Genomic DNA, 25808 nt, shown 5'->3' on the forward strand with positions numbered 1-25808 from the left:
CGGCCTTGCGCCCCCGGCGTCGGCCGCGTGAGGCGCAGCGCCGTGACGAGCCGCGCGCCGCCCGGCGCCGGCTCCGTCTGCAGCGCGAACGCGCACGCGTCGCCGAACGCCGACGCGGCGAGGGCGAGCCGCTCGGCCAGCGCCTCGAGCGGCGGCCGCGGCGCCGGCTCGGCGGCGCCGTCCGCCTCCGCGCCGTCCCCGGGCGCGGCCTCCGTCAGTACGAGGACGTTCGCCACCCGCAGCGTCGGCCACTCCGCGAGCCCGGCGCCCTCGTCCGGCGGCAGCTCGCCGGCCAGCCAGCGGTGCAGCTGCCGGCTGCGATGGGCCGGCGACGCCTCGCGCAGCCGCTGCCGCAGCGCGTCCGACGACGCCCGCGCCTCCCGCTCCGCCGCGAGCTGCCGCTCGAGCCGCTCCAGCAGCGCCTCGACCTTCTCCGCGTCCACCGGCTTCAGCAGATAATCGTACGCGCCGTGGCGCAGCGCGGTCTGGGCGTACGCGAACAGGTCGTACGCCGATACCATGACGACCTTCGCCGGGATGCCCTCCTCCTCCAGCCGCCGCAGGAAGGTCAGCCCGTCCATGTTCGGCATCTGGATGTCGGTCAGCACCACGTCGGGACGCGCGTCCCGCACGGCGGCAAGCGCCGCTTCCCCGTCCTTGGCCGTCGCGATGCTCGCGTCCGGCCGCATCGCCCGGAGCATGGCGGCCATGCCTCGGAGATGCCGCGGTTCATCGTCCACGATGAGAATGTTCATTCCGTTCGTCCTTCCCTTCTTCGGCCCATCGATTTCTTTATACAGTACTACGTCGCGGAGGCCTTGGGTAGAGGGGGCGACGGGATTCCATTAACTGGGTTAACAATTAGGATTCGGCACATTCGTCAAGCCTTCGCCGCATTCGCGTCGCATCATTTAGGAGGAATTTACCAACGGGTTCTCGAATTCGTTAATCACGCGATGTCGAGGAAAATTCAGGATACCGTGTTCAAATTCATGATGGAGGTGCTTTGAACGTGAGCCAATGGCAACGATTGACTCCGCTGCTCAAGAGCTTCATGGAGAAAGGCGGACCGGCCGGGTGCGCCTGCACCGTCGTGCGGCGCGGAGAAGTGTTGTACCGGGAAAGCTTCGGCTATGCGGATGCGGAGCAGGGAATCCCCATACGGCCGGATACCATATACCGGATCTACTCGATGACCAAGGTGATCACCTGCGCAGCCGCGCTCATGCTGTACGAGAGAGGGCTTTACCTGCTGAACGATCCGCTGGGCGAATACTTGCCGGAATTCAAAAATCCGCAGGTGTACCGGCATGACGGGTTCGGCTCCGTGTCCGTCTCTCCCTCGGCGAATCCGATCCGGGTCAAGGATTTGTTTACGATGTCGTCCGGGCTTACGTACGGCGGCGACGCCACGGAGACCGAACGGCAAACCCGCAGCATCTTCGAGCAGGACGTCACCGCGCTGGAACCGCGGGCGATCTCCAAAGCGCTGGCGGGCATTCCGCTCGCGTTCGATCCCGGCACGCGCTGGAAATACGGGCTGAGCCACGACGTCTTGGCCGCCTTGGTCGAAGTGCTGTCCGGGCAAAGGTTCGGCGCGTTTCTGGAGAAGGAAATTTTCGAGCCGCTCGGAATGACGGATACCTCGTTCCGGATCGCGGAAGAGAAGCGGCATCGCCTATGCGTGATGTACGATCGTGCCGAGGACGGAACGCTGACGCCCAATACGCGCATGGACGCGGCGTATCAGCCGGGCAGCCGCTACGAAAGCGGGGGAGGCGGGCTGCTGTCGACGATCGGCGATTACAGCCGGTTTGCGCAGGCGCTCGCGAGAGGGGGCGAATTGGACGGGGTTCGGCTGCTTAGCCCCAAGACGGTGCAATTGATGGGGACCAACCATTTAAGTCCGCGGCAGCTCGAAGATTTTAATTGGGAGCACATGAGCGGGTACGGCTACGGCTTAGGGGTGCGCGTCATGATGGACCGGGCGGCCGGCGGCAGCAACGGCTCCATCGGCGAATATGGCTGGGCCGGATTAGCCGGTTCGTGGCTATTGATCGATCCGGCGGAGGAGCTGTCCGTCGTATACATGCAGCAGATGCTGCCGAGCCTCGAGCCCTATATCGCCAACCGGTTGCGGGCGGCTGTTTACGGGGCTCTCGCGTAGAGTGAACTGTCCGCATGGCAAGCAAGAAGCAAGCAAAAAGCCTCCGTTTCCGCAAGCCGCGGAAATGGAGGCTTCTTGCCGTACGACGCGCGCCACGCAGCGCGTTCATTCCTGGACGTTTCCTGGCCTCACGCCCCGTCTCCTTGAATGGCGGCCAACTCCGCCATCATCGCTTGATAGGCTTCGGATGCCGCGAGCGTCTTCGTATATTGCTCCCACTCCTCGATGGAAAGTTCCCCTAGAATGACCTTGATCTGCATGTCCTTCAGCTCGGCGTTCAATTCCGCATACTTGCCCGTACTCCACAGCCCGGAGAAGGCGGGAACGACGACATCCGCGTCGGAGGTCTGCTGCCACTCCTTGACCGCCGTCTCGTAGGCGCCCCGCGCCCGTTCAGGCACGGACTTCAGCGCCTCGCTGCGCAGGAGGTCCGGCTCGCCGAACAGACTGCGAACCGCCGCGCGGTCGGCTGGACCGAAGCCCTCGATGCCGTCCCACGCCCCCGTCTCGTTCATCGCCAGCCCGCTGTCCAGCCATTGCAAAATCGTCTTCGGCGCCACGCGCGACAAGCGCGTGACGATGTAGGTATCCGTCGCTTCCGTATTCCACGGCGCGATGGGGGCGCGGAGCGAATCGGCCTTAAGCCCCGACAGGGGAATCCACTCCTCCTTGCCGCCGGTCAGCGCTGCCGCGTCGCGCAAGCTTAAGGCAGCGAGGCCGGCCCGGCTGCCGCGGATGCGCTCGGCGGCTTGTTCCGGCCCCAGGACGGCGAACTCCTTGTCGATCAGCCCTTCCCGGTAAGCGCGCGCAAGCCATCTCAGCGCCTCGGTCTCCCCGGCGCCGAGCGCATGATCGACGACTCGGCCGTTCAAGACGGCAAAGCGCGCGGGGCTTCCCGTGAACGCCTGCTCGACCCAGGCGAACGATCCGAGACCGGCCGCGGTCGCGTACCCGGTCATCCCGTACGTGTCGTTTTTGCCGTTGCCGTCGGGATCCAGATCGGTGAACTGCCGCAGGACGGCATATACCTCCTCCATCGTCCTCGGCTGGGCCAAGCCTAGCTTATCCAGCCAATCCTGCCGGATGGCCGGAAACGGCGCATCGTGAGGATCGCGCGGCCGCGCGATGCCGTAGCTCCGATCGTTGATCGTACGGCCTCCCGCCGCCTCGGCGGCCAGCGCCTTCAGGCGCGGGAACGCGTTCAGCTCCTCCGTGAGATCCAGCGCGAAGCTCGAGAGCAGTTCGTCGGAGTACTGGTAATGATTCTGCAGCAGGATGAGATCACCCGGCTCGCCGGCGGCGATCATCACGTTGGTCTTCTCCCGGTAATAATCGGGCGGAACCAGATTCGGATTCACGTCCAGCCCCATCTGCGACTTGAAGTAGGCGATCAGATTCGCCGGCCGTTCGATTACGCGATTATCCGCCCTCGTGGTCAGCGTGATTCTCGGGAGCGCCTTCGGGTCTTTGACATGGGCATACCCGTTTGCGGCATCCCACGTCACCGTCAGACCGGCCGCCTCGGCAACGGATCGGAGAGGCACCCACAGGACCCCTTCGCCGAGATAAGGGGCTGCCGGCAGCTGCACGGTCTTGTCCCCGAACTTCGCTTCCCGCCGGCCGGCCTGAAGGAGAAGCGCCGGCTTGCCCGGACGCCCGGCTGCGAGCGAACCTGCGGACGCGTCCCAGTCGACGCGGTAACCGATCGCCTCCAGCAGCCTGCGGCCGGACACCATGATCGTCCCGTTCGCGCCTCGCGACGGCAGAGTTGAAGCCTCGTCCAGAAAGAGGACCTTCGCGGCCATGTTCAATGGACGCGCGGCATTCGTCTCCTGCTGCACCAAGGCCGCTTGCGGCGCGGCGGACGCGGCGGTGACGACGGATTCGGCGGCCAGCCCGCCGAGCGTGGCGGAAGCGAGCGCCGCGATGACGATTGTTCGATAGTTCACACTGGTCATCCTTCCATAATAGGGAATATTATGTAGACGCTTGCAAGACCGGAAAGTTTCGTTCCCCCGCAAGCGCGCGCCGAATAGGCCGCCGGGACGAGCCCGGCGGCCTGCTTGTCTGTGCTGAACGCCGCGAAAGGTTACTGGATTACTCCGCGGATGCCGTCTGTTCCTCCTTCAGAAGACCCATTCTTTTCAGCTGTTCCAGGCTAGGAGGGGCGGTTTTCGCCGGAGGTATGTAAAACGTGCAAATCCCGGACAAGTCTTTCGCATCAAGCTCATTTAAGGACCGCTTCAGGATGCGGGGAGCAAACTGCGCGTCCTGCGAGGCATCGTATACGATAATGGGATGATTTTCGGGGTAGACGTGACGCAATTTCTCCAAGACGAGCGGAAAATTATATTTCTGATAGCCGGCAAAGTTAAAGCCGCTGTCTCCGGCGCATTCAACCTGCCATAATAGAACATGACTGTAAGGATCCGTGTGCCGATCATTAATGAGCCATTCCGTCGAATCATACGATTGAAAGCCGAAGTTGGACGGGTCGAGGCCAAGATCGGCAAAGAGCGAAGCTTCCGCCGAAATTCCGGGCTGCATCTCGGCGAAATAGCCCTCCTTTCGAGCCATGCGGATCGCGGCATGCGTGGACATCGCGAACACGCCGGGATGCCCATAAAAAACGACGCAGACCCGGTTGCCTTTTCTGACGTATTTCAACATTTCCTCGACCATTTCCGTATACGTATCCATCCGCGGTTTATCGTTGTCGTAGAGGCCGTACATGGATTCGGCGGTCGGATTCAATTGATGGATATATCGTTCCGTCACTGGGTCCGCTACGCAATAGAGCACTTTGTCCGCCGTGCGGATTTCGGCCAGCGCACCGAACGTAAAATCGGAGATCGCTTTAATTCCGGAACCTACGACAACCAGCTTCCCCTGCTTGTCATAATGACCGGCCGTAAAATGAAGAATCGCGGCATCGACGGATTCCATAGCGCGCTCAAACCAGTCTCTTCCGATATCCGTGAAGACGGAATGATGCGTGTCGGTCGTCGTGATGGTTGTCGTAACGGTCGTTTCGATCGTGATATTCGTAGTATTAAAATTATTGGTGTCGATATTAATGGTCGGCGCAGGGTCTTCGAGATTGAACTTGTCGCTTAGCTTTGGCGCAAGTCCCGCCTCTTCCAGCTCTTGAATCGCCTTAATGCGGATCCGGCCACGATTGCCTTCTTTTAACAACGATCGATATTCCTCGCTCAAGCCTGAAGTTTCGATAAGTTCGGCTTTTGATTGTTTGTAGTGATCCAAGTACTTGGGGTCGGCAAGAAGCGCGAGGAAGTCATTCAGAGGCGTCTTGGCAAGCGTAGCGGATCTCGGCGGTTGTTGGACGTATATCCGGCTTAATTCTTGAACAGCTTTAGCGGTTATCCCTCGTATCGTGCTGCGAATGAACTCGTCCTCTAGTTCGCCGGCCAATTCATGCAGCCCTAGTAAAATCAGTTGTTGATTCATGATCGTCTTTCCAAGCTCCGGCTCTTCCTCGTGACGTTCAAAATACTGCAGCAGGTGCGATAAATAGTGCAATCTTTCTTTCGACATTCTCTTATCCTCCTTAGATTGCCTTTTCTTGTAATATTATCAGGGTTCGCCTGCAGATAAAGTCGAAGCGTGCTAGAGCCTGCTTGTTGTTTGCGTAAACCTAGAAAACCGTTACGCGCCCGGGTACGATCCGACCCGCCCCATGCATATTCCGCCGCCGTTTCCGCACACTAGTATTTCCCAATCCATTACTCGGGAGCGTACGGCATGCGGTTCAAAGATTACGTGACTTGCCGCCTCCCCCTACATTCGTCAACGGCGCTTTCCCCTGCTTCCTCGCGGATACGCAGCTCCGCAACAGCGTCGTCCTTGCCCGCCGACTCGACAAAGGGGGGTCAATTATTGCATGCTAGTGGTAAAGATTGGCTAGACCATACCAAGGAGGTCATATCGATGGATTTGGCATTGAAAGGACGGACGGTCGTCGTGACGGCGGCCAGCAAAGGGTTGGGCAAGGCGTCCGCGCTGCGGCTGTCGCAGGAAGGCGCGAACGTCGTGATATGCGGACGGCAAGCGGAGTCGATCGAGCAGGCGGCGGCCGAGATCCGCTCGGCTTCCGGCGGCGAGGTGCTGGCCGTGCGCGCCGACGTATCCTCGGCGGCCGACGTCGAAGCGCTGATCGCGGCGGCCGCGGCGCGCTTCGGGCGGATCGACGGGCTCGTGTGCAACGCAGGCGGCCCGCCGCCCGGACCGTTCGAGGCGATCACGGACGAGCAGTGGGAGACGGCATTCCACACGACCCTGATGAGCGTCGTCCGGCTGGTCCGGCTTACGCTGCCGCACCTGCCGGCGGAAGGCGGACGCATCGTCTACGTCTCCTCGACGTCAATCCGGCAGCCGATCCCGGGCCTCGTGCTCAGCAATTCGCTGCGGCTCGGCGTGCAGGGCCTGATCAAAACGCTCGCCGACGAGCTCGCGCCCCGCGGCATTCTCATTAACACGGTCGCGCCGGGCCGCATCGCGACGGACCGCGTCCGCTCGCTGGACGAGTCCCGCGCGTCCGCCGAAGGCGTCTCTTACGCAGACCGGCGCGCGGCGTCCGAGCGCGAAATCCCCGTCGGCCGCTACGGCGACCCGGACGAATTCGCGCGCTACGTCGCGTTCCTGGCTTCGCCGGCGAACAGCTACGTGACCGGCCAAAGCCTCATGGTCGACGGCGGGCTGGTGCGCGGCGTGTAGGCGGGACGAAGCGGCGCGCTGAAGCGCGGCCGGCGGTGGAGAGCCGGCAGGTAGCGGGGCCAAGCTAGCTGGTGGGGGCGCCCCGGGAAGGGCTTGCGGGCGTCGACGCCGGCGGCGCGCTGGCCTCGAAGCGCGGCTGGCGGCATGCCGGTACATCGGGCGCCGACGCCGGCGGCGCGCTGGCCTCGAAGCGCGGCTGGCGGCACGCCGGTACATCGGGCGCCGAAGCCGGCGGCGCGCTGGCCTCGAAGCGCGGCTGGCGGCACGCGCGGGCCGACACCGGGCTAGACTGCCCTTGTCTCGACACTCGCTTTACCCCTCGCGATTCGGCCGAGCTCAAAAAGCCAAGAAATCTTCCGATTTCTTGGCTTTTTTGGCCTGCGATTCGCTTGTTCGCGGACACAGGAGCGGCTATTTCGTCCGATTCGGGCGTTTAGCCGAATGAATCGGACACACGTTCCGCTATTTGCCGCCGCTGCCTCCTTTTTACCGTCTCCGCGGGCAAATAACGGCTCCTGTGGCCGCGAAACCCGGAAAATGCGCGATATCGCCGAAATAGCGGCTCTCCTGTCCGCCAATTTCGGCCGTGCGCCGCGCCCGCCACCTGCACTGCCGGGCCGTGCGCCTGCACCCGCAACCTGCGCTGCCGGGCCGTGACGCTGTGCCCGCCACCTGCACTGCCGGGCCGTGACGCTGCGCCCGCCCCCTGCCTGCCGGGCCGTGACGCTGCGCCCGCCACCTGCGCTGCCGGGCCGTGCCGCTGCGCCCGCTCCCTGCACGGCCGCTGCCGCCCCATCGCCGCGCTATCTCTTCTTCCTGCCCTGCCTGCGGTTCCGTCTGCGCTTCCGGTTCTGCTTTCGTTTCCGCTTGCCCCGGCCTACCTGCATCAGCTTGGGCGCCTTGCCGAAATCGACGGCGACCTTGCCGGTCGCTTCCGCGATGCGCGGCGCCAGCACGACGGCGCTGACGCCGCACGAGATCAGGGCGATGTCGAAGCGGCTCCTCAGCGCCCTCACCCGGCTCATGGTCCGTCCCAGCTGCCGGTAATGGGAGAACGGAATCGTCGCGGCGACCCGCAGCCGGTACGGCTTGCGCTCCAGCTGAGCCTTGACGTCACCCGGTTTGGCCGTGATGACGAGAATCCGCTTGCCCCGGAGCATGCGCCGGAAACGCGCCTTGCGGACGGCGATCCGGTTGAAACAGGCATGGCAGGTTACCTGCGGCGCTAACCCGAAGTGCAGGAACACTTGATTCGTCAAAGGCCGCTTCAAATACGCGGGCGCTTTGATCCTACGGTCGCCGGCCGGCAAAATGCCGACGATATCGGCGCGGCGAATGGCGCCCGCCACCTGATCCCGCAGCTTCAGACTGGGAAATGGGATGCCTTTACGGCCTTTCTTGGCCTGGATCGCCCATTTCTCCCGCATGACCCGGCGCTGCGTCCAGACGGAAGCTTGGGCCAGCACGAGATTTTCGCCGTCCCCGATCCGAACCAGGGACAGCGGCCGCTTGTTCTTGAGCGCGCGCGCGATGCGGGACAGCGTCTGGTCGATCGTTAAACGGACGCCTATGGCCATGGCACTCCCCTCTTTTCCGTTGCGTTTCGGCCCGATTGGCCGGCCACCTCAGTATACGTGGGCCGCCTCCGCTCCGGATGGGTCATCGTCCTGCCGGGACGGAAAAATGTGCGCTCGCGCCTCGAGGAAGCGAACCGTCGACGACGAACAAAAAACAACCCCGGTAACGGCCTGCGCCCGAATGCCGGGCCGTTATCGGGGTTCATGTATTTCGCTAAGGAGCGGCGCAGCCCGCTTGTCTCCATCACGCATCCGGTATAAGATGATACCGATACGATATTTGGGTAAACGCGACTTTTATACAGGGGAAATACGACGTTCAGGCAAGTGGAACGCAGCAGCTCTACACTTCAAAGCAGGAGGTTCATGCACGATGGCGATTACGCGTCCGATCTGGCAGATGCACGGCAAGGACTTGTTCGATCCCGCGCTCCCGATCTTTGTCAACCGGGCCGTCGAGACGTTTCAGCTGACGGAGCACCGGCACGATTTTCTGGAGATCAGCTATGTCGGCGAAGGGGCGGGCACGCACCATGTCGGCGAGGAGACGTTTCCGGTGGCGCACGGGGATATTTTCTTCCTGCCGGTCGGCATCTCGCACGTCTTCCGGCCTTCGACCGCCGCGCCCAAGCATCCGCTCGTCGTCTACAACTGCGTCATCGCGCCGGAAGCCGCGCGCCGGCTCGCCGAGGCGGTCCCCGGCGGAGAGGCGCTGCTGCCGCTCTTGGCGTCCGGCGGCTGCCGCCGGTTTCGCGATCCGTACGGGGAGTTTTACCGGCTCATTCAGCGGCTGCATTACGAATATTTGACCGACCAGCCCGGCCGGGAGGCGTCGCTTCACCAAGGCGTGCTCGCGCTGTTGCTTTACTTGTTCCGGCTGGACGCGCGCCAAGGCGAATCTGGGTCCGCCGTCGCGTCGACGCGCTTTGAGACCGTCCTCGAGACGATCCACAGCCGCTTCGACCAGGAGCTGCCGGCCCGGGAGCTGGCCGCCATCGCGGGCATCGGGGAGCGCCAGTTCCACCGGCTGTTCGCCCAGCATGCCGGCATGCCGCTCAAGGCCTATCACCAAAACGTCCGCATCCGGGAGGCCTGCCGGCTGCTTCGCACGACGGATCGCAAGATCAGCGACATCGCCGCGGCCGTCGGCTACCAGGACATCGCGTATTTCAACGCGCTGTTCAAGCGCAAGAACGGCCTGTCGCCGCGGGCATACCGCAAAGGCGAGCCGACCTGACGGCGCGCGGGTCCGCGTGCCGCCACGCCTCGGTGCGGGTCCGAGGTTCATCCCGATCCCCCCGTTAGCAGATGGCAGCTCTACTTCCCCGTGATCCCGCCGGCGTCAAACACCCCCTCGCTCCCGCGCAAGCAGCGCTTCGATGGCCGGCGCCAGCGTTTCCGGCTCCTCGGGCGTCTCGAACCGGCCCGCGACTTCCCCGTCCCGTCCGATCAGAAACTTCGTGAAGTTCCACTTGATGCCGTTGCCGGCGTACAGCCCGGGATACCGCGTCTGCAAAAAATCCCGCATCCACCGCCCGTTCTCGGTCGTCGTATCGAACCCCCTGAACGGCGCTTGCCCGGTCAGGCAGGCGAACAGCGGGTGAGCCGACGCGCCGGTGACGTCAACCTTGGCAGCCAGCGGAAACGCGGCGCCGAACGTCTCTTCGCAATACGCCCGGATCGCCTCGCCGTCCTCCGGTTCTTTCGCGTTAAACTGATTGCACGGAACGCCCAGCAGCTCGAAGCCCTGCCCGCGGTAGGCGTCGTAGAGCCGCTGCAAACCGGCGAATTGCCGGGCATAGCCGCACCGGCTGGCCGTGTTGACGATCAGCAGCACCTTCCCCCGATAAGCCGACAACGCGATCGGCTCCCCGTCCATGCCTTGAAGTTCATGCTCGTAGATCGACATGACCGCCCTCCTCCTTGCTTCCGTCTGGAATGTGAACCCATCATACGGCGGAGACCGCGGACGGTCCAATAGTTAACCGGAATAACGGTTATAGGAGGGGGCAATAGGGCAGCCGCAGCGCCGGCCCTTTCGCTTCTTTCGGGAAGCGCTGCCGCCCCATGTACCGCACCTCGTACCGTTCTTTCCCCGAAATCGCCGCTGTTGAGCTCATGTACCGTACCTCGTACCGCACATACCCCGCCCGCCAGCGGTGCCACGCAAAAAGCCGCCATGCCGGCGGCTTTTCACCCTCTCAATGCTTCGCCGGATGAACGTTCCCCGGCCGAACGGTTCACCCCGCGAAATAACCGCGGTCCCCCGCCAACGCCAGGTCAGCGGCTTGCTTCGCGAAGGCCGCGTACGAAGCGGTCAGCTCCGGCCGCCGGTCCAGCGCCCACCGAAGCTTGTCGCAGGCGCGCAGCAGGAGCAGCGGCAGGAGGTCGGGAAGCGCCTCTTCCCGGACCCCGTACCCTTCCAGGAAGGCGTCGTACGACTCCATGTCCGGCTCCCCGCCCTGCAGCCGGAGCTGCAGGAGCTGCATCACGTCCCCATGCGGGACGACGGTCACTTCCGCGTTGCCCCAATCCAGCATGGCGACCCGGCCGGACGGATCGACCATCGCGTTCTTCAGCGAGAGATCGCCGTGCGCCAAGCCGAACCGGAACGCCGTGCGCTTCAGCCGCTCGAACAGGCCGCGCGCGGCCGCCGACGTCGCCGGGGTCAGGACGCCCAGCGCCAGCAGCGGATCGCGCTCTGTCAGGCTGTCGATGTTATACTGCACGTACCCTGCCCAGCTGCCGTCCGAGCCCGGATGCGGCGGCGACCGAAATTCGCCCGTGGCGGGATCCTCCAGATTCTCCCCGTACCCCTTCACGGGAATGGCATGGATGCGCGCGGCATACTCGCCAAGCTGCCTCCAGATCGCGGACTTCGGTACCGCCGCATCCACCCCGTCTTCGCCCGCTAGGAAGGATTGCAGCATGTACGCTTTCTCGTCCGCGACGCCGACCGCCAGCACCTCCGGTCCCGGAACGCCGGCGGCCGCCGCCTGCTCGATGCACCATTGCTCCTTGCGGTAGCTCGCATAAGCATCCGCGTCGTTCATTCGCACCACGAGCTTGCGAGACGCCGCCTCGACGACGTACACCTGATTGACCATGCCCTTCCCGACGATCGGGTACGAATCGCGCACCCGCTCCCCCAGATATTCGGCCGCGATCCGTTCGGCTCGCAGCGCCGCGGTATCCTTCTCAGAAGCTTGCCCGTCCATCCGTTCCATCTCCTGCTTCCTCCTCCTAGGCCGTCCTTATTTTCGGCGCTCCGCGCTCGCTCACGCCATTTCGCGCCGGCGGCGCAGCATCGCGTACAGCACCGCGCAGCAGGCCGCGCACAGCAGCGCCATGAGCGCGATGAACACGTACCCCGCCTGCAAGCCGATCAGCTGGCCCGAGGCTGAGCCCCCTGGGCCGCCCCGATCGAACAGCCCGCGGACGAACTCGATCAGATACCCGACGAACAGGTTCCCGACGACGCTCGCGATGCCCATCAGGGTAACCGTAAACGTAATAGCTGTGTCCGTTCCCTTCGGATACCGCTTGGCGATCATCGCCATCACCGTCGGGTAGATCGGCGCGATGCCCGCGCCCGCCACCGCGAACAGGAACGCGCCGGGCTCGCCGATGATGACCGCCGCGAGGCTGCACAGCCCGGAGAACGCCGCGAACAGCATAACCGACAGCGTATAGCCGATCCGGTCGGTCACGGGCCCGAGGAAGAGCCGCGCCAGCGTGAAGAACAAGAAGAAGAGCGACAGCATGCCCGACGCGTCGCCCGGGCTCCAGCCGTACGCCTTCTCCAGGAAGTTGACGAGCCAGCTGCCGACCGCGAGCTCGGACACGACGCCGAACGAGAGGATCGCGACGATCAGCCAGGCGACCGGGTCGCGCAGCAGCGTGCGGTACGACGCCGCCCGCGCGTCCGGTTCGTGCGTGGCCTCCTCCGGGAACTTGCCCCAGAGCGACGGAATAATCGGCAGGACGGCGAGCGACAGCATGACCAGATACATGCCCCGCCACCCCAGCTCGCCGCCGCCGGGCACATGCCAGCCCATCATGGAGGCGGCGATCAGCGGCGCGACGATAGAGCTGAGCCCGTAGAAGAAATGCGCCAAGTTCATCATCATGCCCGTGTTGCGGGTGAAGATCCGGGCGGCCATGATCGCGAGCCCGATTTCCAGCATGCCGTTGCCGATGTACATGAGAAAATAAGATGCCGACAGAAAGCCGTAGCCCTTCGCCGCATGCATGAGCACGCCCGCGATCGCCATGGACGCGAAGGCCGCGATGCCCGTCCACTTGATGCCGATCCGCCGCGACAGGGCCGAGGTGAAGCTGCAGGCGACGAGGTAGCCGAGCGAATTGAGCGCGAGCAGCAGCCCGAGCTGCCCTTCGTCCAGGCTGAAGTCCGCCTGCATGCGGGGAATGGCGGGCCCTTTGATGTTTTCGGAGAAGCCGAACACCAGAAAGCCGCCGAAGACGACGATTAATAAGAGCGCGTGATTAAGCGTAAACCGGATTTTTCGCATGGATGTCGGCCTCGTTCGCTAAGAATTCGGGCTCCGCGGTCATCCGCGGAGCCCTCTTCATCTTCCATCCATTCCCCAAATTTGTCAATCGCTGCGTTCGCGCGCCGAACGCAGCCGGCCGGCGCCTGCCTCGCTCGCGAACAACGCCTTCGGGACGCCGGCGGCACCGCCGGCCGCCACCCCGTACGAGCCGGACGTCACGCCTCCAGCGGCTCCGCCTCGTCGTACCGGATCGGCGTCACGCCGATCCGCTCGCAGCAGTCGAGTACGTCCGGGCGCGTGAACAGGAGCCGCTCGCCGATGCGGTCCGCGACGACCCGCGCGGACGGATAATCCGGCGAGCCCAGCCGCCGCATGTCCGGCTCGTCGCAGCCGGGGTGGCCGACGACGAGGTATTGCCCCGGCGCCGCCCGCTCGAGCCGCGCGATCAGCCCGGCCGCGGGATCCCGCGGCTCCGCTCCCTCGCCCGGCGCGCGGCCGTCTCCCGCCGGGTCCGCCTCCGGCAGCGGGCGGCTGTACCGGCGGTAATTGCGGAGGCCTTCGCGCTCGCACCAGCGGTCGAACGGCTCCGCGACGGCCGGCAGCGCCCACTCGAAGACCATGTGCGTATCCGCGTAGCCAATGGCGAAGCCGAGGCCGCGCAGCCGGTCGAGCTGGGCCTGGAGCTCCGCCATGACCTCCGCGATCGCCGGCGGCCGCTCCAGGAACGCGCGCGGCGCGCGCGTGAAGAAGGCCCCGCCGGGCTCAAGCAGCGACGGCACCTGCTCCGGCGGCGCGGCCGGCCCCCAGCGGACGCCGCTCCATTCCGCGTTCAGCGTCGCGTGCACGCCGAAACAGACGTCCTTGCGGCCCGCCAGCAGCTCCGCCGCGTGGCCGATCGTCGGCCCGACGGCCATGAGCGAGACGTTGCGGACGATGCCGCGCTCGATCGTCTCCAGTATGGCCCGGTCCGCCGTCCGGGCGCTGCCGGCGTCGTCCGCCCGCGTGATCAAACGAATGGCGTTGCGCGATGCTCGGTTCATCGTTCGTTCCTCCTTGGCCGCGGCGGCGCCGTCATTCCCAATCCCTGTCCGTCCGGCCTTCCATGATAATCCTATTATACAAGCGCCTGGGCGGCCGCCGGGAGGGAAAATCGTCCGAAGCCGGCCGCATCCCGGATGCCGGCCGGCGCGCGGCGAGCGGGCGAACGGCCTTCCCCGGCACCCGTACGGGCATGACGAATAGGACGTGGCAGACGCCTACCCGACAACTGCCCAAGCACTTTCCCGTCGGATGACATAATCTAAACCATACCAAAACCCAGGAGGTGCATGGATTCATGTCCGGATTCGTCGGAGGTGCTCATCATAATCATATCGGAATCATTTTGGTTCTGTTCATTCTTCTTGTTATCATCATTGCAGGTGCGTGTGCAGGTATTGGCGGCGTCGGCTGCGGCCCCGTTTACCCGGTCGCTGGCGTAGCTGCTGCGCCGTACGGCAAAGGCTATTAATCCCGTTTGCCGGCGGGCCGCGATCCGCGGCTGACCGGTCATACGCTTCGCGAAAGGCCCATCCCCGATGGGCCTTTTTCGCGTTTCGGGCACCGTTCCGCATACAGATATTGTCATTTCCACATGTAGCAGACACGACAAATAAGCCACTCCGTCAGGAGCGGCTTTTTCCGGATATCGCAGGGCCGGATGCGCCGCCGCCGATGCGAAAAGCGGCGCACGAACGGACCGGGACGCCGGCACCGGAAGGCTTCCGCCCCTCGGCTTAGCGGTCGGCCGCGGCCAGATGCGCCGCGACTTCCGCGAGGCGCGTCGCGAAGCCCCACTCGTTGTCGTACCACGCGGCGACGGACAGCAGCTCGCCTTCCACGTGCGTGAGCGGCAGGTCGATGATCGACGTGTGCGGATCGCCGACGATGCGCGACGACGCCCATTGGCCTTCAAGCACGTCCAGGACGCCCTTCAAGTCGCCTTCGCGGGAAGCGCGGCGGAACATGTCGTTCACTTCCTGCACCGTGACCTTCTTCTCGGTGATCAGATTCAGCTCGGCGATGCTGCCCGTGCGGGTCGGGATGCGGTACGCCTTGCCCGTGATCTGCAGGTCCGGCCAAATGAACTTGAGCGCCTTGGCCGCGCCGGACGAGGACGGAATGATGTTCTCGGCAGCCGCCCAGGAATCGCGACGGTCGCGCATCGGCTGGTCCGTTAAGGATTGCGTGTTCGTATAGGAATGGACCGTGGAGAACAGCCCGAATTTGATGCCGTAGTTTTCTTTGACGAGCTTGACGACAGCGGCCAGGGCGTTGGTCGTGCAGCTGGCCATGCTGATGATCTTGTGCTTGTCGGGGTCGAAGCTGTCCAGGTTGATGCCCTTCAGCAGGACGGCGTCGCAGTCGTCGAGCGTCTTGCTCGGTCCGCTGATGAGCACGCGCTTCGCGCCGCGGTCGAGATGCACCTGCGCCACGGAACGGACGACGGCTCTGCCCGTGCAGTCGACGACCAGATCGACGCCGAGCTCTTTCCAGTTCGGCACTTCCTGCGAAGCGTTGATGTAGCGGATCTCGCGCCCGCCGATGATCATCGCGCCCTCTTGGGAAGCGACGTCCTCGTGCCAGCGCTTGTAATTGGAGTCTACCTCGAACAATGCGGCCAGCGTGTCTTCGTCCTTAATGTCCGATACCGAAACCGGTACGAAAAGCTTGTCCTGCAGCGCTACCTTAAGGAGCGTCCTGCCGATGCGGCCGAAGCCGAAAATCGCGATATTGCCCATTTCTCTCAACCTCCATGCTGTAAATGGTAATGGCAACCGACGCGTATAGTGTACGCTACTTTCGCAGCCGAGTCCAATCGGACAATCGGACCAAGGCCAAAAGCACCCCGCTCAGCTAAGTGCGCGCTGCAAATGCGCGAGGCCGGCCGCCGCGTCCTGCTCCTCCAGCCCGTGCATGACGACCGGCCCGTCGAAGCCCGCCGACCGCAGCAGCCGGAAGTATCCGGCGAAGTCGAGATCGCCCCGGCCGACCGCCGCGAACGGCGACCCGCCGCCCTCCCCCTCGCCGCGCGCGTCCATGGCGCGGACGTCCTTGGCATGGGCCAGCACAATGTCGCGGCCGAGCAGCTCCGCCGCTTCCTCGAGCACGCCGGCCCAGCTCGCGCGCGCGCGGCCGATGACGAGGTTCGCGGCGTCGAACACGATCCGCAGGAGCGGCGAGCCCATCGCGTCCAGCACCCGGCGCGCGGCGCGGGCGTCGTTCGCCACGTTCGCGGCTTCCGGTTCGAGCGCGAGCACGACGCCGCGCCGCTCGGCTACGGCGAGCGCCCGCTCCATGCACGCGAGCAGATCGCGCCACGCCTCGGCGCCGCCATTGTCCGGATGCGGCGCCCACATGTCATCCGGGTTCCGGCTGCCCGAGCCGATCGTGACGATCCCGACGCCCATCTCGCCGCACATCGCGGCGAGATGGGCCAGCCGGCGCAAGCCCTCCGCCCGGACGGCGGGATCGGGATGCGCCATGTTGAACGTGCCCGAGACGGCCTCGAGCCGGATGCCTCTCGCGTCCGCTTCCCGCTTCACCGCGGCGGCGACGCCCGCGTCGGCGCGCTCCGGCATGGACGCCATGCCCGCGCAGGCCATGTTGAACTGCACGCTCGCGAAGCCGTGCGCCCGGACAACGTCCAGCACGCCGGCGAGCGAATCGCGCCGGAACGTCTTGGCGAAGATGCCGATTCTCATCGCGGCGCGCTCCCGAGCGGCCGGTCGGCGGCGCCCGCGAGCGCCGACGGCATTTTCGCCCGGATCATCGCCTGGATGTCCCGGACGAGCTGAATGGACGCGTCGATCTCCACTTTGCGCGTCGAGACGCTCTCCACGCTGCAGCCGAGCGGCATGCCCTTCTCGAGGCCGAAATCGAGGATCTCTTCGAAAATGTCGTGCAGCAGCGTCACGGACTTGTCGAGCACGTCGTGCGAGTGGTTCAGCTCGTTTTCCAGCCATTTCGGAATGCTGATGCCGAGCCATTTCATGAACGCCAGCGTCTTGGCGGAGCCGCACGGCGCTAGGTTGATCAGAATCGGCGCCATCTCGAGCTTCTGCTCCTGGCAGTAATAGTAATAATCCGAGAGGAGGTTCTTCGTCGCTTCGACGTTATATGTCGCCTGCGAGACGAAGAAGCCGCAGCCGCTCCGGACCTTGTCCGCGATGCGCAGATGCTCGTCGCTCTTCTTCAGATGCCGCTCCGGGATAACGACGCCGCCGAAGGTCAGGTTCGGATTGAGCGTCCGGCTCATCTCGTACGCATCCGGCAGCCGCAGCGACACTTCCTGCCGGCTCGACGACGCGCCCACGAACACGGCGAACCGGTCCTCGTCCGGCTCCGCCTGCAGCCACCGCGCCAATTGCGCCTTCGAATCTTGGCCCACGCAGCGGTAGATGATTTTCGGCACGTCGACCCCGCTTAAGTATCGCTCGCTGTACGCCGTCGGATCGATCGTCTTCAAGTAAGGAAACGGCCGGTCCTCGTCGATCCGGTCGCTCTCCTCCTGCACGTCGTACAGAATCAGGCCGTCGATGCCGAGGCCCTCCAGCCGCTCGGCCTGCTTGCGCGCGATCTCGGCGATCTTGTCCGGCTCGTGCGATGCCTTCGGCGGCGTCATGCCGTACGTGACGATGCCCGGTGCTTTCCGGGCGATTTTATCTCTGAGCATGGGGTTCACATCCTTGGTCGGTCGTTGTTCTCGCTGTACGATAGTCTATTCGGCTCTCGCAATCTATGAAACCGGCGGTACGCCTACCTTACATACTTCACATTATTTCTTCGCGGCGGCTGCATAATCCTATGCCGGCGCGGAAATTCCGTAATTTGGCCGGGCCGTACGCGGTTGCGGACATGCGAAAAACCGCTCTTTCGAGCGGTTCGGGGGCTTGACGGCCTAGGCGCGCGCCTCGGTACCGGCCGGCCCGGTCAAGCCTGCCGGCCGGACCTGCCCCGGGCCTGCCGACGACGCAGCGCCGGCAGGCCCGGGGATTACGCGCCGGAGGCTTCGGCCATCGCCGCGCTTCGCCGCCTGCCGTAGACGACGCGGGACAGCAGCACGCTGATCTCGTAGAGCAGCACGAGCGGCACGAACACCATCAGGTGGGAGATCAGCTCCGGCGGGGAGATGAGGCTCGCGACGACGACGAGGATCAGGTACGCGTAGCGCCGCATCTTATGGAGCGCTGCCGGGGTCAGAACGCCGATCTTCGTCAGGAACATGACGACGACGGGCAGCTCGAAGGCGATCGCGAGCGGGAGGATGATGTTGAACATGAAGCCGAAATACTGCGCCACGCCGTACGTCTCGACGAGCTCCATGCTCCGCGTGATCCGCGACGTGAACGCGTAGCTCATCGGGAACACGATGCGATACCCGAAGGCGATCCCGATCAGGAAGCACAGCACGCTGTATGGCACGTAGCGCAGCGCCGCCGCCCGTTCCGCGGGATGCAGCCCCTTCTTCACGAACCCCCACAGCTGGAACAGGATGAACGGCAGCGACACCAGAAGCGCGAACGCCACCGCGATGGTCATGTACATGCGGATGCCGTCCCAGGGCGAGAACACGTTCCACGTCATCTCCGAGCCCGGCGGCACGCTCTTGAGATAGCGGAGCACCTTCGGGGATACGTACAGGCCGACGCCGAGCGACGCCAGAACCACCGCGAGAATGCGCCAGATGCGGGTCCGCAGCTCGGACAGATGGCCGAGGATCGACATCGTTTCTTCGCTCATCTTCATTCGCCGCACGCCCTTCCGCCTTTGCGCAGCTCGAACGTGTGAAAGCCGTCCCGGAGCTTGCTGTTGATCTCCTTCAGCCGTTCCACGTCGTCGAAGGAATACTTCCGCGCGCCGCCCTTCGTCCGGACGGGAAATACCAGCTGCCGCTCCTCGTAGTACCGGATTTGCCTTTCCGTCAAGCCTGTCAAATCGCACACGATCCCAATGCTCATTACCTTGTCCTGCATCTCCAACGGCCTCCCCTAAACGATGTAGTAGTCGGACGCCGGGCGAGTGACCCGGGCAAGAGGGATGTCAGAAAACCTTACAATTCCCTTCTTGGCACGAATGATAACAGCAGCCTATACCGATTTCAATGGGACTGAATGCCCGGTGCACGTTGGCGAATTGTCGATTGGATACGCTTCGAATCGATAGGGTTGGCGATTTTTACGTTCATTTCCGTACATTTGTTGGGGAATTTTGCCTATATGTTCAGGTTTGATCGAATATTTTTATCAGATAAATAAAATTAATTTATGTAAGACTTTCTCACAAAATATTGGAATTGCCGAAAAATTCCGTGTTACATTGCTCGCAGAACGAACCGACGATCCCCCAAAAGGAGTTGAGCGCATGGAATCGAAAGAAATGCCGAACGAAGTCTCGCGCCGGCAATTTCTCACTACGGTGGGCAAGATCGGCGGCGCCGCCGCCGTATTCAGCGTCATGGGCACGATGGGTCTCCTCACGCCCCAGACGATGAAGGCGGCGGAATATACGCCCCCATCCAGTTGGGACCTGAAGGGCACGGGCCGCTCCGGCAAAAAAATCGTCATTCTCGGCGCAGGCCTCGCCGGCCTCACGGCCGCCTACGAGCTCGGCAAAGCCGGCTACGACTGCACCATCCTCGAGGCGCGCGCCCGTACCGGCGGCCGCAACTGGTCGGTGCGGCGCGGCACGACCGTCACCGAGGTCGGCGGGCAGAAGCAGGTCGCCCGCTTCGACGACGGCCATTACTTGAACGCCGGCTGCATGCGGATCCCGCAGTTCCACTCCACGATGGAATACTGCCGGGAGTTCGGCATCCAGATGGAGCCGTTCAACAACGTGAACGAGAGCGCCTACTACTACAATGACAACGTGCCGAGCTCCCTCTCGAATACGCCCGTCCGCAAGCGCGCGGCCAAGGCCGACGTCAGGGGCTACATCAGCGAGCTGCTGGCCAAGGCGATCAACCAGCCGGGGCTCGACCTGCCGGTGTCAGCGGAGGAGAAGGAGAAGATCGTCGCCTACCTCCGTTCCGAAGGCAATCTGGACGCGGATCTCTTTTATAAGGGCTCCTCGCGCGGCGGCTACAAGGACGAACCGGGCTCCCGCCTCGACGCCGGCGTCATCCGCGACCCGTTCGACATGAAGGCGATCATCAACTCCGGCTTCGCGAGCTATCTCAGCAGCGAATACGAATATGACCAGCAGATGATGATGTTCCACCCCGTCGGCGGCATCGACGCAATTCCGAAGGCGTTCGAGAAGCGGCTCGGCAACCGGATCAAGCGTAACGCGGAGGTCACCGAGTTCAAGCACGTCGGCAACAAGGTGCAGGTGTCGTACACCGACCTGCTGAGCGGCGAAGCCAAGCAGATCGAAGGGGATTACTGCATTTGCACGATTCCGCTGTCCGTCCTGAAAACGATCAAGCACGACCTGTCGGGGGAAATGACGAACGCGATCAACAACACCAATTACGCGAACGCCGGCAAAATCGGCCTGCAGTTCAAGCGCCGGTTCTGGGAAGAGGACGATCTCATCTTCGGCGGCAATACGCTGACGAACATGGACATCTCGTCGATCTACTATCCGCCGACGAACTATTTCGCGAAGAAAGGCTTGCTGCTCGGCTATTACGCCTTCGGCGCCAAAGCGGATAAACTCGGCGCGCTCTCCTTCAAGGACCGCGAAGCGCTCGCGCTGGCCCAGGGCTTCAAGATTCACCCGCAATATTATGATGAATTCGAAGCGTCGTTCTCCGTCAACTGGAAGACGATCAAATACAACATGGGCAGCTGGGTGTCGTACTCGGCGCAGGACCGCAAGACGAACTATCCGGTGCTGTGCCGCCCCGACCGCCGCGTCTACCTCGCCGGGGAACACATCAGCTACATTACGGCCTGGATGGCGGGCGCGATCGACTCCGCCCGCTCGGTCGTCACCGATATCCACGAACGCGTCATGAAAGAATAGGAGGAGGAAGCCGCCCATGCCCATGAACCTGAAAATGAAAATCGCCGCCGGTGCCGTCATCATCTCGTGCCTGGCCGCGACCGCGAGCGTGTACGCCGCGATTACGCCGAACAAGTATCCGCTCGCCCCGATTCACGAGGCGGAATTTTACGGCAGCCCCACCTCGTCCATCGCCAGCGCCGTCGCCATGCCGGGCAACCTCGCCACGTTCGAGACGAGCGGCACGACGCCTTCCGTCATCAACAAGGACGGCAAGACGGTCTACGAACGGTACGGCGACACGGAGACGCAGGGCATCAGCGTGCTGAAGAACATCGAGAAGCAGCTGAAGGATCAAGGGCTGTCCATGAAGGACGTGACGTACCTGCGCGTCTACATCGCCCCGGACGCCGCGAAGGGCGGCAAGTTCGACTTCGACGGCTGGTTCGCCGCGTACGCGAAGTACTTCAATACCAAGGACAATCCGACGAAGACCGCCCGTTCCACCGTCGGCGTCGCCGGCCTCGTCAATTCCGACTGGCTGATCGAGATCGAAGCGGTCGCCGCGTATCCGAGCAATCATAACCAAGATTAATCGCGCTTCACGCTAGCGCCGGCCGGCCCCGCTCCACGGGGCGCGCCTCGGCGACTACCCCCTGAACGGAGAGGATAGCCATGCTGCAAAACGTCGGTTTCCCCGGCCTGATGATGATCCTGGTCGTCGTGCTCATTATTTTCGGTCCTTCCAAGCTGCCGGAGCTCGGCCGCGCGGTCGGCCGCACGCTGCACGAGTTCAAGTCGTCCGCCAAGGAGCTCGTCTCGGATTCCAAGGACGACGCGGCGGAGACCAAGCCGTCGCAAGCGAACGGCTAAAGCGGCTAAGCGCAAGCAAGGCTGCCGTTCCGGCTCCCGCGAGCGCAAAAAAAAGATCGTCCCTCCGGCTCGCGGAGGGACGATCTTTTTGCATGCGAAACGTTAGCGGGATTAATCGCCTCGCGGCTCGGCCGTTCGTTGCGCTTCGAGCTTGGCCGGATGGGCGGCTTGCTCTCGCGCGGCTTGGCCATAGCCGCCCGCCAGGCCCAGGGCAGGCGACTGGCCGGCGGCCGCACGCGCCGGCCTACTTCACTTCCTGATAACGCGCATACGCGTCGTTATAAATCTTGACGAGCTTCTCGAGCCCCATGTCGTTCAGCTTCTTGACGTAGCCGTCCCACTCTTCCGCGATGCCGCCCTTCGTGATCCACTTCGCCCGCGTGCTGGCGATGTAGCCGTCGATGTCGGTCGTCAGCGTCGGCAGGTCCGCGTACTCCTCGGCTGTATACATGACGTCCGGGAACGGCTCCGTCACATATTCCTTGCCCAGGCTGTCGAGCTGCAGCTTCAGGCCATCGCCGCTCGACGGATCGAGCTTGATGTTCTTCTCGAACGACGGGCTCGCGTATTTCGGACCGAAGTCCCGCAGGGAGCCGTCCCAATACCACGCGTCCGCGCTCGTGCCATCCGGCGGATCCATGAGCGTGTACGTCCCGTCGCCGTTCTTCTCGATCGTCGTGCCGATCGCGCCCCAGAAGTTCTGGATGCTCGCTTCGCCGGTGTAGAATTCGTCGGCCCAGCGGGCGGCGACCTCCGGATATTTGCACGTCGTCGTGATCAGCATCTCGTTGCGGCGGAAGCTCATGCCGTTCGGCTCGCCGAGCTGGTACTTGCTGCCGTCCGGGCCCGCGATCGGCGCGATGGTCTCGTATTGCTTGCTCCACTGGCCGAACACGGCGTCCGGCGTCCACTGGTACGAGAAGCCGACCAGCGCGGCATCCGGGTTCTGGCGCTTCGCCGTCAGCATCGTGCCGTCCTGCGTGAACGTTTCTTTGTCGATCAAGCCTTCGGCATACAGCTTATGCGCCCACTCCAGGCCCGCCTTGTACGCCTCCGACGTCGGGTAATACTCCGTCTTGCCGTCCTTCTTCACGAGCATATGGTTGCCCCGCAGGTCCGTGATGCCAAACGGCGCGAGGACGTTCATGTCGAGGTCTCCCGAATCGCTGTACGGTATTTCGTCCGCCTTGCCGTTGCCGTTCGGGTCCTGTTCCTTAAATGCTTTCAACACGCCGTACAGCTCGTCGACCGTCGTCGGCGCCTTCAGCCCGAGCTTGTCGAGCCAATCCTTGTTGATGACCGGCTGCACGGACGATACCGGACGCGACGGCAGCCGCGCGGGCAGCGAGTACATCTTGCCGTCCGGGAACGTGCTCAGCTTCTTCAGCTCCGGCGACTCCTGCATGGCCGCCTTCAGGTTCGGCATATACTTGTCGACGTACTCGTCCAGCGGCCGGAATATCCCGAGGTTGTTCACGATGTCCGAGTCCCCGAACGCGAGATCCCCGATGATGACGTCCGGCAGCTTGCCGCTCGCCAGCATGACGGATTTCTGATCGCCCCAGTCGTTGGAAGAGACGACCTGCCAGTTGATCTTGACGTTCGTGCGCTTCTCCAGGTCCTGCAGCCAGGCGTTCTTCGTGAACGTGTCCCCCATGTTGCCCCAGCGGATCGTCAGCACGTTGAGCGTGACCGGTTCGTCGACGATCGGCATCCCGGCCTGATGGAAATTGCCGTCGCCGGTCTTCGCGTTTGTGCCGCCGTTCGCGGCCGGCGCGTTCGTCTTCTGCCCGTCGTTGTTGCCGCTGCAGCCCGCAAGCACGCTCGTGCCCAGCACGGCGATCAGGGTCAAGCCGGACAGCATACGGAATGCGGATCGTGTCGATGCGTTTGCCATGCGTAGAATCCCCCTATGCATTATTCAATGGATGGGTTCGACTTTCGTTCTTTCCATGCTTGCATGCGCTGCCCGCAGGCGGCGCCGCTACTCCTTCACCGCGCCGATCATCACCCCCTTGTTGAAATACTTTTGCACGAAGGGATAAAAGCATATGATCGGCAGCGTGGAGACGATGATGACGGAGTAGCGGAGCAGATTGGCCAGGCGCAGCGCGATTTGTGCCGCTTCCCCGGTGCCGAGGGCGGTCTGCATCTGGTTCGTGATCAGGATATCCCGCAGGATCAGCTGCAGCGGAAAGAGGTTTTTGTTCTGCAGATAGATCAGCGCGTTGAAGTACGCGTTCCACTGCCCCACCGCGAACCAGAGCGCGAGCACCGAGACGATCGCCTTCGACAGCGGCAGCACGATCAGGACGTAGAACCGCAGGTTGCCGCAGCCGTCGAGCTGCGCCGCCTCCCACAATTCCGCCGGAATGCTCGTGCGGAAGAACGTCCGCGCCACGATAATGTCGAACACCGCGACCGAGAACGGCAGCACCATGACGAGGAACGTATCGTACAAGTGGAAGTCGCGGATCGTCAGAAACGTCGGAATGAGCCCGCCATTGAAGAACATCGTGAAGATGAAGAACAGCGATATCGCCTTACGACCCGCGAGATCCCGCCGCGAGAGCGCGTAGCCGGCTGACACGTTGACAGCCAGGCCGATCGCGGTGCCGGCGACCGTGTAGAGGATGGTGTTGCGGTAGCCGACCCAGATATTGGCATGCTTGAGCAGCTCCTTGTAGCCGTCGAGCGTGAAGCCGCTCGGCAGCAGCCACACCTTCCCGTTCCCGACCGCGGACGGGTCGCTGAACGACGCGATGACGATGAAGTAGAGCGGATATACCACAATCAATAGCACGACGGCGGCCCAAATGTACAGCAGCGTCTCCAGCAGCTTATCGCCGGAGCGCGCCGGTGCGGGCGGACGCGCGGGCAGCTTCGTTGCCGCTTCCATCATGTCTCAGCCTCCCTCCCGTTTACCAGAGACTGTGCTCGGAATATTTTCTGGACACCCAATTGACCAGCAGCAGCAGCGCGAAATTAATGACCGTGTTGAACAGATTGATCGCCGCCGAGAAGCTGTACTGGGAGCTGATGAGCCCGATCTTGTACACGTAGGTCGAGATAACCTCGCTGCCGGAGATGTTCAGGTTATTCTGCATGAGGTAGGCCTTCTCGAAGCCGACGCCGAGCAGGCCGCCGACCCGCAGGATGAGCAGCGTTACCGCGGTCGGAATGAGCATCGGGATATCGATGTAGCGGATCTTGTGCCACCGGCTCGCCCCGTCGACCGTCGCCGCCTCGTACAGGCTCGGATCGACCGACGACAGCGCCGCGATGTAGATGATGCTGTCCCAGCCCGTGTGCTGCCAGACGTCGGACCAGACATAGACGCTGCTGAACAGCCCGCCGGAGCCCATCAGGTTCGGCGCCTCGGCCCCGAACAGGCGATAGAGGCTGCCGATCAGCCCGCTGCCGGGCGAGAGCAGGATGAGCATCAGACCGACGACGACGACGGTCGAGATGAAGTGCGGCATGTACGTGACCGTCTGGAACACCCGCTTGAACCGACCCGCCCGCAGCTGGTTGACGCCGAGGGCGAACAGGATGGGGATCGGGAACGTCGCGAAGCTGTACAGGCTGATAATGAGCGTATTCTTGATCGTGATCGGAAATTGATAGGAATGGAAATATTTCTCGAAATACTTGAACCCCGCCCACGGGCTGCCCAGTATGCCCGACACGGGATTGAAATCCTTGAAGGCGATAATGACGCCGTACATCGGCTTATACGTGAAGCACAGCAGCAGCGCGGCGGCCGGCAGCAGCAGCAGGTACAGCCCCCAGTTCCGGCTTATCCGCTTAAACGTCCGCCGCGGATGGCCTCCCGATTGCGTGTTGATCAATGCTCGAAGCCCCCTTTAGCCCGATGAACGAGCGTACGCGTCGTTCGGTGTGCTCCCAGTATACGGGTCCCCGCCCGGCGGCGGGCGGACCTCCTCCGCGCGT

At 63.5% G+C, this 25808-nt stretch carries 24 protein-coding genes; 7 read left to right on the forward strand and 17 right to left on the reverse strand.

The window, feature by feature from the left end; genetic code table 11:
* The coding region (locus ACFPB1_RS20415; protein WP_379227946.1) for a response regulator at positions 1 to 755 on the reverse strand (755 nt) is incomplete at its 3' end.
* Positions 756 to 1012: 257 nt separating this feature from the next.
* On the opposite strand from ACFPB1_RS20415, the gene ACFPB1_RS20420 reads away from it, so the two are divergent.
* Positions 1013 to 2167, forward strand: a complete 1155-nt coding sequence (locus ACFPB1_RS20420; RefSeq protein WP_379227947.1) for a serine hydrolase domain-containing protein — start codon at positions 1013 to 1015, stop codon at positions 2165 to 2167.
* 128 nt (positions 2168 to 2295) lie between these two features.
* Here the strand turns inward: ACFPB1_RS20420 and ACFPB1_RS20425 are convergent, their stop codons facing one another.
* Together ACFPB1_RS20425 and ACFPB1_RS20430 are read right to left on the reverse strand one after the other, a co-directional pair.
* Complete coding sequence (locus ACFPB1_RS20425; protein ID WP_379227948.1) at positions 2296 to 4116, reverse strand: stalk domain-containing protein; 1821 nt, start codon at positions 4114 to 4116, stop codon at positions 2296 to 2298.
* 148 nt (positions 4117 to 4264) lie between these two features.
* Positions 4265 to 5722, reverse strand: a complete 1458-nt coding sequence (locus ACFPB1_RS20430; protein WP_379227949.1) for an SAM-dependent methyltransferase — start codon at positions 5720 to 5722, stop codon at positions 4265 to 4267.
* Between the two features lie 393 nt (positions 5723 to 6115).
* On the opposite strand from ACFPB1_RS20430, the gene ACFPB1_RS20435 reads away from it, so the two are divergent.
* Complete coding sequence (locus ACFPB1_RS20435; RefSeq protein WP_379227950.1) at positions 6116 to 6901, forward strand: SDR family oxidoreductase; 786 nt, start codon at positions 6116 to 6118, stop codon at positions 6899 to 6901.
* Between the two features lie 803 nt (positions 6902 to 7704).
* Here the strand turns inward: ACFPB1_RS20435 and ACFPB1_RS20440 are convergent.
* Positions 7705 to 8478, reverse strand: a complete 774-nt coding sequence (locus tag ACFPB1_RS20440) for a GT-D fold domain-containing glycosyltransferase (RefSeq protein ID WP_379227952.1) — start codon at positions 8476 to 8478, stop codon at positions 7705 to 7707.
* 373 nt (positions 8479 to 8851) lie between these two features.
* Between ACFPB1_RS20440 and ACFPB1_RS20445 the strand changes: the two genes are divergently transcribed.
* A complete protein-coding gene (locus ACFPB1_RS20445; protein WP_379227953.1) occupies positions 8852 to 9715 on the forward strand; it encodes an AraC family transcriptional regulator in 864 nt (287 codons plus the stop codon).
* 105 nt (positions 9716 to 9820) lie between these two features.
* On the opposite strand, the gene ACFPB1_RS20450 is transcribed toward ACFPB1_RS20445, so the two are convergent.
* From ACFPB1_RS20450 to ACFPB1_RS20470, 5 genes are all read right to left on the reverse strand, one after another.
* Positions 9821 to 10387, reverse strand: a complete 567-nt coding sequence (locus tag ACFPB1_RS20450; protein ID WP_379227954.1) for a glutathione peroxidase — start codon at positions 10385 to 10387, stop codon at positions 9821 to 9823.
* 88 nt (positions 10388 to 10475) lie between these two features.
* Complete coding sequence (locus tag ACFPB1_RS20455; protein ID WP_379227955.1) at positions 10476 to 10598, reverse strand: hypothetical protein; 123 nt, start codon at positions 10596 to 10598, stop codon at positions 10476 to 10478.
* A 120-nt stretch (positions 10599 to 10718) separates the two neighbouring features.
* Positions 10719 to 11705: an aminoglycoside phosphotransferase family protein gene (locus tag ACFPB1_RS20460; RefSeq protein WP_379227957.1), complete on the reverse strand. Its 987-nt coding sequence runs from the start codon at positions 11703 to 11705 to the stop codon at positions 10719 to 10721.
* A 51-nt stretch (positions 11706 to 11756) separates the two neighbouring features.
* Complete coding sequence (locus ACFPB1_RS20465; protein WP_379227958.1) at positions 11757 to 13010, reverse strand: MFS transporter; 1254 nt, start codon at positions 13008 to 13010, stop codon at positions 11757 to 11759.
* A gap of 197 nt (positions 13011 to 13207) precedes the next feature.
* Positions 13208 to 14032 (reverse strand): ChbG/HpnK family deacetylase, encoded by an 825-nt coding sequence (locus tag ACFPB1_RS20470; protein ID WP_379227960.1) that lies wholly within the window; start codon positions 14030 to 14032, stop codon positions 13208 to 13210.
* 296 nt (positions 14033 to 14328) lie between these two features.
* Here ACFPB1_RS20470 and ACFPB1_RS20475 point away from each other — a divergent pair, with 296 nt between their 5' ends.
* Positions 14329 to 14502 (forward strand): hypothetical protein, encoded by a 174-nt coding sequence (locus tag ACFPB1_RS20475; protein ID WP_379227961.1) that lies wholly within the window; start codon positions 14329 to 14331, stop codon positions 14500 to 14502.
* Positions 14503 to 14767: 265 nt separating this feature from the next.
* Here ACFPB1_RS20475 and ACFPB1_RS20480 read toward each other — a convergent pair whose 3' ends face one another.
* The 5 genes from ACFPB1_RS20480 to ACFPB1_RS20500 form a co-directional block, all read right to left on the reverse strand.
* On the reverse strand, positions 14768 to 15772 hold the full coding sequence (locus ACFPB1_RS20480; protein WP_379227962.1) for a type I glyceraldehyde-3-phosphate dehydrogenase: 1005 nt from the start codon (positions 15770 to 15772) through the stop codon (positions 14768 to 14770).
* Between the two features lie 111 nt (positions 15773 to 15883).
* Positions 15884 to 16735 (reverse strand): sugar phosphate isomerase/epimerase family protein, encoded by an 852-nt coding sequence (locus ACFPB1_RS20485; protein WP_379227964.1) that lies wholly within the window; start codon positions 16733 to 16735, stop codon positions 15884 to 15886.
* Positions 16732 to 17706 (reverse strand): methylenetetrahydrofolate reductase, encoded by a 975-nt coding sequence (locus ACFPB1_RS20490; RefSeq protein WP_379227965.1) that lies wholly within the window; start codon positions 17704 to 17706, stop codon positions 16732 to 16734. The genes ACFPB1_RS20485 and ACFPB1_RS20490 overlap by 4 nt, the downstream gene beginning before the upstream one ends.
* Before the next feature lie 320 nt (positions 17707 to 18026).
* Entirely contained in the window at positions 18027 to 18779 is a 753-nt protein-coding gene (tatC, locus tag ACFPB1_RS20495) for a twin-arginine translocase subunit TatC (protein WP_379227966.1), read from the reverse strand.
* Entirely contained in the window at positions 18776 to 19006 is a 231-nt protein-coding gene (locus ACFPB1_RS20500) for a MerR family transcriptional regulator (protein WP_379227967.1), read from the reverse strand. Before ACFPB1_RS20500 ends, tatC begins: the two co-directional genes overlap by 4 nt.
* Before the next feature lie 388 nt (positions 19007 to 19394).
* Between ACFPB1_RS20500 and ACFPB1_RS20505 the strand changes: the two genes are divergently transcribed.
* The 3 genes from ACFPB1_RS20505 to ACFPB1_RS20515 all read left to right on the forward strand — a co-directional run bounded on the left by ACFPB1_RS20505 (position 19395) and on the right by ACFPB1_RS20515 (position 21854).
* Positions 19395 to 21002, forward strand: coding sequence for a flavin monoamine oxidase family protein (locus tag ACFPB1_RS20505; RefSeq protein ID WP_379227969.1), 1608 nt, complete (start codon positions 19395 to 19397; stop codon positions 21000 to 21002).
* A gap of 16 nt (positions 21003 to 21018) precedes the next feature.
* On the forward strand, positions 21019 to 21576 hold the full coding sequence (locus ACFPB1_RS20510; protein ID WP_379227970.1) for a RidA family protein: 558 nt from the start codon (positions 21019 to 21021) through the stop codon (positions 21574 to 21576).
* An 80-nt stretch (positions 21577 to 21656) separates the two neighbouring features.
* The gene (locus ACFPB1_RS20515; protein ID WP_379227972.1) at positions 21657 to 21854 is read left to right on the forward strand and encodes a twin-arginine translocase TatA/TatE family subunit; all 198 of its coding nucleotides are present in this window, start codon (positions 21657 to 21659) and stop codon (positions 21852 to 21854) included.
* Between the two features lie 244 nt (positions 21855 to 22098).
* Here ACFPB1_RS20515 and ACFPB1_RS20520 read toward each other — a convergent pair whose 3' ends face one another.
* The 3 genes from ACFPB1_RS20520 to ACFPB1_RS20530 form a co-directional block, all read right to left on the reverse strand.
* Positions 22099 to 23718: an extracellular solute-binding protein gene (locus ACFPB1_RS20520; RefSeq protein WP_379228004.1), complete on the reverse strand. Its 1620-nt coding sequence runs from the start codon at positions 23716 to 23718 to the stop codon at positions 22099 to 22101.
* Positions 23719 to 23838: 120 nt separating this feature from the next.
* Positions 23839 to 24753: a carbohydrate ABC transporter permease gene (locus ACFPB1_RS20525; protein ID WP_379228006.1), complete on the reverse strand. Its 915-nt coding sequence runs from the start codon at positions 24751 to 24753 to the stop codon at positions 23839 to 23841.
* Between the two features lie 22 nt (positions 24754 to 24775).
* Complete coding sequence (locus ACFPB1_RS20530) at positions 24776 to 25705, reverse strand: ABC transporter permease (RefSeq protein WP_379227973.1); 930 nt, start codon at positions 25703 to 25705, stop codon at positions 24776 to 24778.
* Between the last annotated feature and the right edge of the window lie 103 nt (positions 25706 to 25808).

Origin of the sequence: Paenibacillus sp. GCM10023250 (assembly GCF_042653205.1) — a bacterium.
In the GTDB taxonomy this organism is placed as follows: Bacteria; Bacillota; Bacilli; order Paenibacillales; family Paenibacillaceae; genus Paenibacillus_Z.

What these genes read in the sequence shown, in the direction of transcription:
- ACFPB1_RS20430 (WP_379227949.1), bottom strand. Translation starts at nt 5,722, where the DNA reads ATGTCGAAAGAAAGATTGCACTATTTATCGCACCTGCTGCAGTATTTT.
- ACFPB1_RS20435 (WP_379227950.1), top strand. Translation starts at nt 6,116, where the DNA reads ATGGATTTGGCATTGAAAGGACGGACGGTCGTCGTGACGGCGGCCAGC.
- ACFPB1_RS20440 (WP_379227952.1), bottom strand. Translation starts at nt 8,478, where the DNA reads ATGGCCATAGGCGTCCGTTTAACGATCGACCAGACGCTGTCCCGCATC.
- ACFPB1_RS20445 (WP_379227953.1), top strand. Translation starts at nt 8,852, where the DNA reads ATGGCGATTACGCGTCCGATCTGGCAGATGCACGGCAAGGACTTGTTC.
- ACFPB1_RS20450 (WP_379227954.1), bottom strand. Translation starts at nt 10,387, where the DNA reads ATGTCGATCTACGAGCATGAACTTCAAGGCATGGACGGGGAGCCGATC.
- ACFPB1_RS20455 (WP_379227955.1), bottom strand. Translation starts at nt 10,598, where the DNA reads ATGAGCTCAACAGCGGCGATTTCGGGGAAAGAACGGTACGAGGTGCGG.
- ACFPB1_RS20460 (WP_379227957.1), bottom strand. Translation starts at nt 11,705, where the DNA reads ATGGAACGGATGGACGGGCAAGCTTCTGAGAAGGATACCGCGGCGCTG.
- ACFPB1_RS20465 (WP_379227958.1), bottom strand. Translation starts at nt 13,010, where the DNA reads ATGCGAAAAATCCGGTTTACGCTTAATCACGCGCTCTTATTAATCGTC.
- ACFPB1_RS20470 (WP_379227960.1), bottom strand. Translation starts at nt 14,032, where the DNA reads ATGAACCGAGCATCGCGCAACGCCATTCGTTTGATCACGCGGGCGGAC.
- ACFPB1_RS20475 (WP_379227961.1), top strand. Translation starts at nt 14,329, where the DNA reads ATGTCCGGATTCGTCGGAGGTGCTCATCATAATCATATCGGAATCATT.
- ACFPB1_RS20480 (WP_379227962.1), bottom strand. Translation starts at nt 15,772, where the DNA reads ATGGGCAATATCGCGATTTTCGGCTTCGGCCGCATCGGCAGGACGCTC.
- ACFPB1_RS20485 (WP_379227964.1), bottom strand. Translation starts at nt 16,735, where the DNA reads ATGAGAATCGGCATCTTCGCCAAGACGTTCCGGCGCGATTCGCTCGCC.
- ACFPB1_RS20490 (WP_379227965.1), bottom strand. Translation starts at nt 17,706, where the DNA reads ATGCTCAGAGATAAAATCGCCCGGAAAGCACCGGGCATCGTCACGTAC.
- tatC (WP_379227966.1), bottom strand. Translation starts at nt 18,779, where the DNA reads ATGAAGATGAGCGAAGAAACGATGTCGATCCTCGGCCATCTGTCCGAG.
- ACFPB1_RS20500 (WP_379227967.1), bottom strand. Translation starts at nt 19,006, where the DNA reads ATGCAGGACAAGGTAATGAGCATTGGGATCGTGTGCGATTTGACAGGC.
- ACFPB1_RS20505 (WP_379227969.1), top strand. Translation starts at nt 19,395, where the DNA reads ATGGAATCGAAAGAAATGCCGAACGAAGTCTCGCGCCGGCAATTTCTC.
- ACFPB1_RS20510 (WP_379227970.1), top strand. Translation starts at nt 21,019, where the DNA reads ATGCCCATGAACCTGAAAATGAAAATCGCCGCCGGTGCCGTCATCATC.
- ACFPB1_RS20515 (WP_379227972.1), top strand. Translation starts at nt 21,657, where the DNA reads ATGCTGCAAAACGTCGGTTTCCCCGGCCTGATGATGATCCTGGTCGTC.
- ACFPB1_RS20520 (WP_379228004.1), bottom strand. Translation starts at nt 23,718, where the DNA reads ATGCTGTCCGGCTTGACCCTGATCGCCGTGCTGGGCACGAGCGTGCTT.
- ACFPB1_RS20525 (WP_379228006.1), bottom strand. Translation starts at nt 24,753, where the DNA reads ATGGAAGCGGCAACGAAGCTGCCCGCGCGTCCGCCCGCACCGGCGCGC.